At 68.7% G+C, this 12225-nt stretch carries 9 protein-coding genes and 2 pseudogenes; all 11 read right to left on the bottom strand.

What is annotated here, in order from left to right; all coding sequences use genetic code 11:
* Positions 1-209 (bottom strand): annotated as a pseudogene (locus ACWDU1_RS20025) (MFS transporter); the annotation flags it as partial.
* A complete protein-coding gene (locus tag ACWDU1_RS20020) occupies positions 199-693 on the bottom strand; it encodes a MarR family winged helix-turn-helix transcriptional regulator (protein ID WP_450000443.1) in 495 nt (164 codons plus the stop codon). The pseudogene ACWDU1_RS20025 and the gene ACWDU1_RS20020, both read right to left, overlap by 11 nt.
* A 160-nt stretch (positions 694-853) precedes the next feature.
* Positions 854-2476, bottom strand: coding sequence for an NADH-quinone oxidoreductase subunit NuoN (gene nuoN / locus ACWDU1_RS20015; protein WP_450000441.1), 1623 nt, complete (start codon positions 2474-2476; stop codon positions 854-856).
* Positions 2466-4088, bottom strand: coding sequence for an NADH-quinone oxidoreductase subunit M (locus ACWDU1_RS20010; protein WP_450000439.1), 1623 nt, complete (start codon positions 4086-4088; stop codon positions 2466-2468). The genes nuoN and ACWDU1_RS20010 overlap by 11 nt, the downstream gene beginning before the upstream one ends.
* The gene (gene nuoL, locus ACWDU1_RS20005) at positions 4085-5971 is read right to left on the bottom strand and encodes an NADH-quinone oxidoreductase subunit L (RefSeq protein ID WP_450000438.1); all 1887 of its coding nucleotides are present in this window, start codon (positions 5969-5971) and stop codon (positions 4085-4087) included. Before nuoL ends, ACWDU1_RS20010 begins: the two co-directional genes overlap by 4 nt.
* 1 nt (position 5972) lies before the next feature.
* Positions 5973-6272, bottom strand: coding sequence for an NADH-quinone oxidoreductase subunit NuoK (gene nuoK, locus ACWDU1_RS20000; protein WP_450000437.1), 300 nt, complete (start codon positions 6270-6272; stop codon positions 5973-5975).
* Positions 6269-7135 (bottom strand): NADH-quinone oxidoreductase subunit J, encoded by an 867-nt coding sequence (locus ACWDU1_RS19995; protein ID WP_450000435.1) that lies wholly within the window; start codon positions 7133-7135, stop codon positions 6269-6271. The genes nuoK and ACWDU1_RS19995 overlap by 4 nt, the downstream gene beginning before the upstream one ends.
* Entirely contained in the window at positions 7132-7692 is a 561-nt protein-coding gene (nuoI, locus tag ACWDU1_RS19990) for an NADH-quinone oxidoreductase subunit NuoI (RefSeq protein ID WP_450000444.1), read from the bottom strand. Before nuoI ends, ACWDU1_RS19995 begins: the two co-directional genes overlap by 4 nt.
* 6 nt (positions 7693-7698) lie before the next feature.
* Positions 7699-8949: pseudogene (gene nuoH, locus ACWDU1_RS19985) on the bottom strand (NADH-quinone oxidoreductase subunit NuoH); the annotation flags it as partial.
* Complete coding sequence (locus ACWDU1_RS19980) at positions 8942-11407, bottom strand: NADH-quinone oxidoreductase subunit G (protein WP_450000434.1); 2466 nt, start codon at positions 11405-11407, stop codon at positions 8942-8944. The pseudogene nuoH and the gene ACWDU1_RS19980, both read right to left, overlap by 8 nt.
* Positions 11404-12225 (bottom strand): complex I 51 kDa subunit family protein (locus ACWDU1_RS19975; protein WP_450000433.1); only part of this gene is annotated, 822 nt, incomplete at its 5' end. The genes ACWDU1_RS19975 and ACWDU1_RS19980, both read right to left, overlap by 4 nt.

Genomic DNA, 12225 nt, shown 5'->3' with positions numbered 1-12225 from the left:
GTGAGCAGTGCGGTGGTGATGACCCAGGCGTAGGCGGTTTGGGAGCCTTCGAGGTCGGCGATGATGGTGGGTAGGGCGTTGGCGACGATGGTGGTACTGAGCAGCGCGGTGAACAGCGCGGCCAGCAGGCCTGTCATCGCCTCGAGGATCTCGCGGTGGGTCATGGCGGCCGGCTCTCGCGAGATCGGCGCCGCGGTACTAGTCGACATCGACTCTCTCTTCCGAATGTTTCCGGTGGTCGGCCGCGGCGCTGCGGCTGTCCCGTTCGATAAGGCGGCTCCGGAGCGTATGCAGGATCTCCCGGGCGCGTTCGGCGTCGTCCTGGGTCCAATCGGCCAGCACTTCCTGCAGGCCCCGGACCCGCGATTCGCGGATACGGACGAGCAGTTCGCGGCCGGCCGGGGAGACCTCGACGCGGGTCGCGCGGGCGTCGCTGGGATCGGTGCTGCGCATCACGTAGCCGTCGGAGACGAGCTCGGTGATGTGGCGGCTCATGGCCGATGCGCTGATACCGATCTGGCAGGCGAGTTCGACCTGACGGCAGGGACCCGCCATTTCGAGATTGACCAGAACGCTGATTCCACCCGGCAGCAGGTTGCCCTCTTCGGGCTGCGCGAGAGACCGGCGCAATGCTCGACTGATCAGGAAAAGTTCGTCGAGAACGCCCTGTGCGGTGTCGGGTGAAACTGCCATTCGGGCTCCAGAGGTTGTTCAGTTGCTTGCAGTAATCAACTATATGTTTGTTGCTTTAGCTAATCAACTAATGGTGGGTGTGCCGCTCACCACATGCGACCTGCGAAAACGCGAAGACCCGGGTTCCGGAGAACCCGGGTCCGCACGGTTGGCGGCGGTCTCAGCGGACGAAGTGACCCGCACTGTCCGCGAGGTTCAACAGCGGCTGGGCGACGATGCCGAAGACCAAGGTGGCGGCGGCCGCGACGGCGATGAGCGAGGCGGTGGCCGGCGGGGCGGTGAGAACCGGCGGATCAGCGGGCGGATCGGTGAAGAACATCAGCACGATCACCCGGATATAGAAGAAGGCCGCCACGGCGCTTGCCAGGACGCCGATCACGACCAGCACACCGGCATCACCGGCGGCCGCGGCCTGGAACACCGCGAATTTCGCGACGAAACCGGCGGTGAGCGGAATACCGGCGAACGACAGCAGCAACAGCGCGTAAGCGCCCGCGAGCCAGGGTGAGCGTCGGCCGAGGCCGGCCCAACGTGACAGTTCGGTCGCCTCGGTACCGTCGGCTTCGCGCACCGTGCTCACGATCGCGAAGGCGCCGAGCGTCCCGAGGGCGTAGACGGCGAGATAGAACAGGGTCGCCGAGGTGCCCCGGTCGTCCGCCGCGACCAGTGCGGTCAACAGGAAACCGGTATGTGCGATCGACGAGTAGGCGAGCATGCGTTTCATATCGGTCTGCGTGATCGCCAGCACCGCGCCGACCAGCATGGTGGCCACGGCGACCGCGGCGAGAACCGGGCGCCAATCGGCGGCGATCCCGGGAACGCCGACCTGCAGCACCCGCAGTAGCGCGCCGAGCGCGGCGACCTTGGTGGCCGCGGCCATGAACGCGGTGACCGGGGTCGGGGCGCCTTGGTAGACATCGGGCACCCAGGCCTGGAACGGAACGGCGCCGATCTTGAACAGCAGACCCACCGCCAGCATCGCCACGCCCAGCAGCGCCAGGGTCGGTTCGCCGGTCTCGGCCGCGAGCGCATCGGCGATACCGGTGAGCCGGACCGTTCCGGCCTGGCCGTAGAGCAGGGCCACCCCGTACAGGAAGAAGGCCGAGGAGAACGCGCCGAGCAGGAAATACTTCAGTGCCGCCTCCTGCGAGAGCAGCCGCCGCCGGCGGGCCAGCCCGCACAGCAGATACAGCGGCAGCGAGAGCACCTCGAGCGCGACGAACATGGTGAGCAGATCGTTGGCGGCCGGGAAGAGCAGCAGCCCGCCCAGGGCCAGCATCAGCAGCGGGAACACCTCGGTGGGGGTGATCCCGGCGGTCGCCGCCGACCGCTCGGCGGCACTGCCGGGTACCGCGGAGGCCTGGGGGGTGAACGCGTCCATTCCGTAGCCGGGTGTGGCGGCGGCGCGGCTCCAGGTGCCCGGGCCCGAGCGCGGCCGGGGCAGCGGGCCGCGTTCGGCGGCGAAGGGCACCACGAGGATCGCGACGACCAGCATCGTCGCCTGCAGGAACAGGGTTACGCCGTCGACGGCGACCGCGCCGCCCACCGCGGTGGTGGAGGTGCCCGCGAGCAGGATCACCGCCACCAGTGCCGCGACCAGCCCGGCCAGGGTCAGGATGAGCTGGGCGGCATAGCGGCGGGCCCGGGGGACGAAGGCGTCCACCAGGACTCCCAGCACCGCCGCACCGAAAACCACGAGAATCGGTGCCAGCAGGTGGTATTCGATACTGGGTGCCGGGATAGAGGCGGCGAGAATCGCGCCGCCGGTCGGCTCAGCGCTCATGATGCGCACCTCCGCTGTTCGCCGCCTCCGGCCGGGCCGGTACCGGTGGGGGTGGATCGACACTTCCGATGGTGGTGAGGGTCTGGTTCACGGCGGGATCGATGAAATCCAGCACCGGTTTCGGGTAGAGGCCGAAGAAGATCAGCGCGGCGATGAGCGGGACCACCACCGCGAGTTCGCGGGGGACCAGGTCGCGGATCTTATCGCTGCCCTCGGCCACCGGGCCGGTCATCATGCGCTGATACAGCCACAGCACGTAGACCGCGGCCAGCACCAGGGCGGCCGACGCGATCACCGCGGCCACCTGGTATCTGCTGAATGTGCCGATCAGGACCAGGAATTCGCTGACGAACGGGGCCAGTCCCGGTAGTGACAGCGTCGCCAGCCCCGCGATGAAGAACGTTCCGGCCAGTACCGGCGCGACTTTCTGCACACCACCGTAGTCGGCGATGAGCCGGCTGCCGCGCCGCGATACCAGGAACCCCGCCACCAGGTACAGCGCCGCCGTCGACAACCCGTGATTCACCATGTAGAGGGTCGCGCCGGTCTGGCCCTGGCTGGTCATGGCGAAGACGCCGAGCACGATGAATCCGAAATGCGAGATGGACGTATAGGCGATCAGCCGCATCACATCGGTCTGCCCGATGGCCAGCAGCGCCCCGTAGATGATGCCGATAACGGCCAGTGTGATCACCAGCGGCGCGTAGGTGCGGGTGGCATCCGGGAAGAGCAGCACGCAGTAGCGCAGCATCCCGAAGGTGCCGACCTTGTCCACCACGGCCATCATCAGGACGGCGCTGGCCGGGGTGGCCGCGACCGCGGCGTCCGGGAGCCAGGTGTGCAGCGGCCACAGCGGGGCCTTCACCGCGAACGCGAAGAGGAAACCGAGGAACAGGGCGTTGAGCAACGCCGGGGCGGCGCCCAGCTGACCCGAGTTCGCGGCCTCCACCACAACGCGCAGATCGAAGGTGCCCGCGCCGTCGGCGCCGAGATCCTCGCGGACGGTGAGGACATAGAGCCCGATCACCGCGGCCAGCATGATCAGGCCGCCGAGCAGGTTGTACAGCAGGAATTTCACCGCCGCCCGGGAACGCTGCCGGCGCATCTGCGCGTCGTCGGTGCGGGGTCCGAAGCCGCCGATGAGGAAATACATCGGGATCAGCATCGCCTCGAAGAACACGTAGAACAGCAGGATGTCCAGCGAGACGAACGACACCAGTACCATCGCCTCGACCAGCAGGGTGAGCGCGATATAGGTGTGGGTCACCCGCTTCCCGGTGCCGACCTCGCGGTCGTCGTGCCAGCCGGCCAGCACCAGCAGCGGTACCAGGCCCGCCGTGAGCAGGACCAAGACCAGGGCGATCCCGTCCACTCCCACCGTGTAACCGGCGCCGAACGCCGGAATCCAGGTCTGGGATTCGACGAACTGGAACTGTTCGCCGCCGGGCTCGAAGGCGGCGGCGATCCCGAGCGCCACCGCGAAGGTGGCGATCGCGAACAACAGCCCGACCCAGCGGGCCGCGGCCCGGCCGGCGGCGGGCAGCAGCAGTACGACCGCCGCGCCCACCACGGGGAGCAGCCACAACACGGTCAACCAGGGCACGTCGCTCACCAGATCCTCACGGCCAGCAGGGCTGCGGCCACCAGAGCCGCGCCGGTGAACATGGACAGGGCATACGATCGGACGAAACCGGTCTGGATCCGGCGGAACCGCGCGGACACCCCGCCGATCACGGCCGCGGTGCCGTTGACGAGACCGTCGATGCCCCGGTTGTCGAGGAACACCAGCGCCCGGGTCAGATGCCGGCCGGGGCGCATGAAGACGGCCTCGTTGACCGTATCGCCGTAGAGATCACGCCGTGCGGCGACGGTCAGCGCGGTCACCGCCTCGGGCGCGGTCTCGGGCACTTCGGCGCGCGCGTACTGCCGGTACGCGACTCCCACACCGGCCGCGACCACCGCCAGCGCCAGAGCGGTGATGACCGGGACCGGCAGTGCGGGCTCCCCGTGGTGTTCGCCGACGACGGGCGCGAGCCAGTGTTGCAGCGAGGAACCCCAGACGAAAACCGCTCCGGCACCGACCGATCCCAGCGCCAGCAGAATCATCGGGCCGGTCATCACCGCGGGTGATTCGTGCGGATGGGTGTCCGGTTTCCAGCGCCGGGCGCCGAAGAAGGTGAGCAGCATGACCCGGGTCATGTAGAAGGCGGTGAGCCCGGCGCCTAGCAGGGTCACGGTTCCCAGGATCGGTCCCGAGATACCGTCCGCCGCGAAGGCCGCCTCGATGATCCGGTCCTTGGAGAAGAATCCGGCGAACGGCGGTACACCGATGATGGCGAGGTAGCCGAGCCCGAAGGTCACATAGGTGATCGGCAGCAACGTGCGCAGGCCGCCGTAGCGGCGCATATCGGTTTCGTCGTCCATCGCGTGCATCACCGAACCGGCGCCCAGGAACAGGCCCGCCTTGAAGAAACCGTGGGTCAGCAGGTGCATGATCGCCACCGCGTAACCGGCCGGGCCGAGGCCGACGGCCAGCACCATATAACCGATCTGGCTCATGGTGGACGCCGCCAGCGCCTTCTTGATGTCGTCCTTGGCGCAGCCGATGATCGCGCCGAACAGCAGCGTGACCGCCCCGACCACCACGACGGCCGCCTGGGCGGTGGGTGCGAGATCGTAGAGGGGGTTGGAGCGGGCGATCAGGTACACACCGGCGGTGACCATGGTCGCTGCGTGGATGAGCGCGGAGACGGGCGTCGGGCCCTCCATGGCGTCGCCGAGCCAGGACTGCAGCGGCACCTGGGCGGATTTCCCGCAGGCCGCCAGCAGCAGGAACAGCCCGATGGCGGTGAGGGTTGCGTCGCTCGCACCCGGCGCGGCGTCGAATACGGCGCCGAAATCGAGGGATCCGAAGGTGGTGAACATGACCATCATGGCCAGCGCCAGCCCCATATCGCCGACCCGGTTGACCACGAACGCCTTCTTGGCCGCGGTGGCCGCCGACGGTTTGTGATACCAGAACCCGATCAGCAGATAGGACGCCAGGCCGACGCCCTCCCACCCCAGGTAGAGCACCAGGTAGTTGTTCGCCAGCACCAGCAGCAGCATGGCGGCGAGGAACAGGTTCAGATAGGCGAAGAAACGGCGCCGGCCCGGATCGGCACTCATATAGCCGACCGAATAGATATGGATCAGCGAGCCCACACCGGTGATGAGGAGCGCGAAACAGATCGAGAGCTGGTCCAGGCCGAGACCGAAGTCGAGCTGTAGCCCGGCCACCGGGACCCAGCTGAACAGATCGACGGCGACCGCGCGATCGGCGTCGGCGCGGCCCAGCATTGCGAAGAACGCGATCACGGCCACCACGAAGGACGCCAGCGCGGCGACGGTGGCGAGCAGATGACCCCAGGCATCGGCCCGGCGTCCGGTGAGCAGCAGTACGGCGGCGCCGGCCAACGGCAGGGCGGGCAGCAGCCACATCGATGCGGTATCCATCTCAGAACCGCAGCAGGTTGGCGTCGTCGACCGAGGTCGAGCGGCGGGCGCGGAAGATGGTGATGATGATGGCCAGGCCGACCACGACCTCGGCGGCGGCGACCACCATGGTGAAGAACGCGAAAACCTGGCCGTCCAGATTCGCGTGCATCCGGGCGGAGGTGACGAACGCCAGGTTCACCGCGTTGAGCATCAGCTCGATGCACATGAACACGATGATCGCGTTACGCCGCAACAGGACTCCGGCCGCGCCGATGGTGAACAGCAGGGCGGATAGGAACAGATAGTTCTCGGGGTTCACCGGGTACCTTCCTCATCGGCCGGGGGAGCGGTGGTGGGACCCGCGCCGGGTGTCGCGGTATCGCCGGCCGCCGGGGCGCCGACCGAGAGCACCGCGGCATCGGTGAGGGCCTGGGTGCGGCGGTGGCGCAGGATGGTCGAGACCGACAGCTCCTCGAAGGATCCGTCCGGGAGCCGGGCGGGGATGTCGACGGCGTTGTGACGGGCGTAGACGCCGGGTGTGGGCAGGGGTGTCGGCCGGTGCCCAGCGTCGCGGAACCGGCGCCGTGACAGCTCGCGCTGCCCGAGTTTCGGGCCGAAGTGTTCGCGGTGCGCGAGCAGCATGGCGCCGATGGTGGCCGCGATGAGCAGCGCGCCGGTGAGCTCGAACGCCCACACGTAGCGGACGAAGATCAGTTCGGCGAGTTCACCGATCACATCGCGGCCCGGGAAACCGGTGGCGGGGAACTCGATTCCGGATCGCCGCACCCCGTGCGCGATACCGGTGCACAGCAGCAGCCCGAAACCTGCCCCCACCACGGCCGCGGCGATCCGCTGGCCGCGCAGGCTCTCCCGTAGCGACTCCGCGGAATCGACGCCGACCAGCATGAGGACGAACAGGAACAGCATCATGACCGCGCCGGTATAGACCACGATCTGCACGACGCCCAGGAACAGCGCGTCCTGGGCGATGTAGAACACCGCGAGAGTGATCATCGTGGCCGCCAGGCAGATCGCCGAGTGGACGGCCTTGGCCGCGAACACCATACCGAGTGCGCCCAGTACGGCCAGCGGCGCGAGGATCCAGAACTGTACTGCCTCGCCGGTACCGGTCTCGGAGAGGGGCGCGGCGGCGAACAGGGCCGGTGCGGTGGCGAGTGTCATCGGGGACCTCCCTGGGCGCTGTCCGCGGTCGGCCGCTCGGAAGTGCCGTGGACCCGGCCGAGGTAGTAGTCGGCCTCGGTGGTGCCCGGGCTCATGGCGTGCGGCGGAGCCTGCATATCCGGGGCGAGCGGGGCGAGCAGCCGGTCTTTCTCGTAGATCAGGTCGGCACGGTTGTCGTCTGTCAGTTCGTAGTCGTTGGTCATGGTCAGTGCCCGGGTCGGGCAGGCCTCGATGCACAACCCGCAGCCGATACAGCGCAGATAGTTGATCTGGTACACCCGGCCGTACCGCTCACCCGGGGAGAAACGCTGGTCTTCGGTGTTGTCGGCGCCCTCGACGTAGATGGCGTCGGCCGGGCAGGCCCAGGCGCACAGTTCGCAGCCGATGCACTTCTCCAGCCCGTCGGGATGGCGGTTGAGCTGGTGGCGGCCGTGGTAGCGCGGCGCGGTCGGGACCTTCTCCTCGGGATAGAACTCGGTATTCGGCTTCTTGAACATGGTGAGGAAGGTGACCGCGAACCCGGCCAGCGGTTCGAAGAGCCCGGGGGAGGAGGTGATGGTCGAGGTCTTCTCCGGTAGCGGCGGGGTGGGGAAGCCCAGGAAGACCTCGGTACCACCGGACGAACGCGGTGCGGCGCCGGGAGCGGGCAGATCGTCGTCCGGGCCGAACTCCGGGGCCCGGGCGGGAGCGTTACCGGCCCGGAGGAACAGGCCGATCAGCAGGCCGGTGATCAGCAGGCCGCCGATCACCAGGATCGGGGTGGCCACGGGATAGCCCTCGAGGTCGAGAACCCGGGCGGTGGCCACCACCATCACCCACGCCAGCGAGGTCGGGATGAGCAGCTTCCAGCCCAGATTCATGAACTGGTCGTAGCGCAGCCGGGGCAGCGTACCGCGCAACCAGATGAAGACGAACAGGAACATCCACACCTTGGCGGTGAACCAGAGCAGTGGCCACCAGCCCGAATTGGCGCCCTCCCACAGGTTGATCGGGAACGGCGCCCGCCAGCCGCCGAGGAACATGGTGGTCGCCAGCGCCGACACCGTGGCCATGTTCACGTATTCGGCGAGCATGAACATCGCGAACTTCAGTGACGAGTACTCGGTGTGGAAGCCACCGACGAGTTCCCCCTCGGCCTCCGGCAGATCGAACGGTGCCCGGTTCGTCTCGCCGACCATGGAGATGCAGTAGATGAGGAACGAGGGCAGCAGCAGGAAGACGTACCAGGTGGGTTGCTGCGCGGCGATGATCCCGGAGGTGGCCATGGTGCCGCCGAGCAGGAAGACCGCCGCGAAGCACAGGGCCATCGCGATCTCGTAGGAGATCACCTGGGCGGTGGAGCGCAATCCGCCCAGCAACGGGTAGGTGGAGCCCGACGCCCAGCCGGCGAGCACGATCCCGTATACGCCGATCGAGGTGACCGCCAGGATGTACAGCACGCCCACCGGCAGATCCGTGAGCTGCAGCGCGGTGTTCACCCCGAATATCGAGACCTCCGGCCCGAAGGGGATGACCGCGAAGGCCAGTACCGCGGAGACCACCGAGATGATGGGGGCGAGGATGAAGATCGGCTTGTCGACGATGGCGGGGACGATATCTTCCTTGAACGCCATCTTCACGCCGTCGGCCGCGCTCTGCAGCAGCCCCTTGGGGCCGACCCGGTCGGGGCCGACCCGCATCTGCATCCAGGCCACGACCTTGCGTTCGATCAGTACACCGAACAACACGGTCAGCAGCAGGAATACGAAGATGGCAACGGCCTTGGCGGCGACCAGCCACAGCGGGTCGTGACCGAAGAGGGACAGGTCATACATGGTCGGATGCCTCCGTCGGATGGTCGGCGCGCCGCACCGTGACGACGCTGCCCGGCCCGGCACCGAGATCGGTGTAGAGCGAGCAGCCGGGTGAGTTCATCGGCAGCCAGACCACCCGGTCCGGCATCTCGGTCATCGCCGCCGGGAGGGTGACCGTGCCGTGCCCGGTGCCGACGGTCACCGGATCGCCGTCCGCGGCTCCCACTTCGGCGGCGGTGGCAGCCGACAGCCGCACCACGGCCGGCCGGGCGATACCGGCCAGATTCGGCTCACCGTCCTGCATCCGGCCGCGATCCAGCAGCATCCGCCAGCCGGCCAGCACCGCCGTCCCCGGGCCGGCCGTGGCCGCCGGTGCGGCCGGGTACCGCGGCGCCGCGGCGGTCGTTCCGGTCCACGGGCCGAGCCGGTCGAGTTCGGCCCGGGCGGCGGCGGTATCGGGTACACCGAGTGCGACGCCCATCTCCGCGGCGAGGCTGTGCAGCACCCGCTGATCGGACAGCGGTGCGGCGGTGCGGCGCACGGTATCGTCGCCCAGCGCCGCCACGAACGGACGGGGGCGTCCCTCCCAGGTCCGGAAGGTGCCGGATTTCTCCGTCGCCGTCGCTACCGGGAACACCACATCGGCCAGCGCGGTGACCTCGCTGTGCCGCTGTTCCAGCGATACCACGAAATCGGCGGCGGTCAGCGCGGCACGGGCCGCGGCGGGGTCGGGCAGATCGGCGAGTTCCACTCCGCCGACGAGGAAGACGCCACCGGTCGTGGTGCCCGCCAGCATCGCACCGGTATCGCGGCCGGGGGCGCCGGGTAGATCGGGAATGTCCCACACCTCGCAGACCTGCCGGCGGGCCTCGGGGTCGGTGAGCGGACGCCCGCCGGGCAGCAGGGTGGGCAGCGCGCCCGCTTCCACCGCGCCGCGCTCACCGGCGCGGCGCGGCACCCAGGCCAGTGCCGCGCCGGTCTGGGCGGCGAGGCGGACCGCCGCCGACAGCGCGCCGGGTGACGCGGCCAGACGTTCCCCGGCCAGGATGACCGCCCCGGGTTCGCGCAGCAGCCGTGCCAGTGCGCCGGGCCCGGGGGTCATACCGGGGGATTCGAGTGCGGTGAGGATCCGGGCCTCGTCGCCGGGCACCGCCGGGACGAGCGTGCCCGTCATCCGTTCCAGTCCCCGGGAAGCGAACGCGGCCAGGGAGAAAACCTGCGGACCGCCGGTGCGGACCGCTTTGCGCAACCGCAGATAGACGATCGGGGATTCTTCCTCCGGTTCGAATCCGGCGAGCAGCACCACCGGGGCGGCGGCGAGGCTGTCGTAGCTCACCGCGTCGGTATGGCCCGCGATCCAGGCGCCCAGGAATTCGGCCTCTTCCGCGGAATGGGCGCGGGCGCGGAAATCGATATCGTTGGTGCCCAGTACCGCCCGGGCGAATTTGGCGTAGGTGTAGGCCTCCTCCTCGGTGACCCGGCCTCCGGGCAGTACCGCGGCCTGGCCGTTCCCGGTGCGCAGGCCGCGGGCCGCCGCGGCCAGTGCCTCCGACCACGAACAGGGTGCGAGCTCGCCGTCCGTCCCGCGCAGCAGGGGGGTGGTGACGCGGTCGGGTTCGGTCGCGTACGCGAAGGCCCACCGGCCCTTGTCACAGTTCCATTCCTCGTTGACCTGCGGATCGTCACCGGCGAGCCGCCGCAGCACCTTGCCGCGGCGGTGATCGGTGCGCTGCGCGCAGCCCGAGGAGCAGTGTTCGCAGACATTCGGGCTGGAGACCAGATCGAAGGGACGGGCCCGGAACCGGTAGCTGGTTCCGGTGAGCGCGCCTACCGGGCAGATCTGGACGGTGTTACCCGAGAAGTAGGAATCGAGCGGTTCGTGCTCGGCGGTACCGACCTGCTGCAGCGCGCCGCGATCGAGCAGTTCGATGAACGGATCGCCGGCCACCTGCTGGGAGAAACGGGTGCACCGGGCGCACAGCACACAGCGTTCGCGATCCAGCAGGACCGCGCTGGACAGCGGTATCGGCTTCTCGAAAGTCCGCTTCACACCCTCGAACCGGGTTTCCGTGCGACCCGTGGACATCGCCTGGTTCTGCAGCGGGCATTCGCCGCCCTTATCGCAGACGGGGCAATCCAGCGGGTGATTGATCAGCAGCAGTTCCATCACGCCCCGCTGCGCCTTCGCCGCCTGCTCCGAACTGAGCTGGGTGCGCGCCACCATGCCCTCGGTGACCGGCATGGTGCAGGAGGCCACCGGTTTGCGCTGACCCTCCACCTCCACCAGGCACTGCCGGCACGCGCCCACCGGCGCCAGCAGCGGATGATCACAGAATCGCGGGATCTGCACGCCGATCAATTCCGCGGCGCGGATGAGCAGGGTGCCGGGCGGCACGCTGACGGTCGTTCCGTCGATGGTGAGAGTGACCAGTTCGGCGGGCTGCAGATCGGCGGAATCGGAGCGAACGGTGGCTGTCATCGGTTTCCCTCTCCGGCCGCGGATCCGGCCCACGCGGTCGCGCGGGCCGGATCGAAGGGGCAGCCACCCTGTTCCAGATGGGTGATGTACTCGTCGCGGAAGTACTGCATCGAGGAGACGATGGGACTGGCCGCGCCGTCGCCGAGCGCGCAGAAGGATTTGCCGTTGATGTTGTCGGCGATATCCAGCAGTTTGTCGAGATCGGCGGGTGTGCCCATCCCGGCCTCGAGCCGGGTGAGCAGCTGCACCAGCCAGTAGGTGCCCTCGCGGCACGGGGTGCATTTGCCGCAGGATTCGTGCGCGTAGAACTCCGTCCAGCGCAGGACCGCCCGCACCACACAGGTGGTGTCGTCGAATATCTGCAGGGCCTTGGTGCCCAGCATGGAACCGCTGGCCATCACGTTCTCGTAGTCCAGGGGGACATCGAGATGTTCGGCGGTGAACAGGGGGGTCGAGGAACCACCCGGGGTCCAGAACTTCAGCGCGTGCCCGGCCCGGACGCCGCCGGCGTAACCGAGCAGCTCCCGCAGGGTGATGCCCAGCGGCGCTTCGTATTGGCCGGGCCGGGCGATATGCCCGGACAGCGAGTACAGGGTGAAGCCGGGAGATTTCTCGCTGCCCATGGACCGGAACCAGGCGGTGCCGTACCGCAGGATCGGCGGCACGCTGGCAATGGATTCCACATTGTTCACCACTGTCGGGCTGGCATACAGCCCGGCGACCGCGGGAAACGGCGGCCGCAGCCGGGGCTGTCCGCGGCGGCCCTCGAGGGAATCCAGCAGCGCCGTCTCCTCACCGCAGATATAGGCACCGGCTCC

It is taken from the genome of Nocardia sp. NPDC003345 (assembly GCF_053589395.1).
The sequence above is the reverse complement of the archived record's forward strand: the minus strand, read 5'-3'. Positions and strand labels throughout refer to the sequence as shown.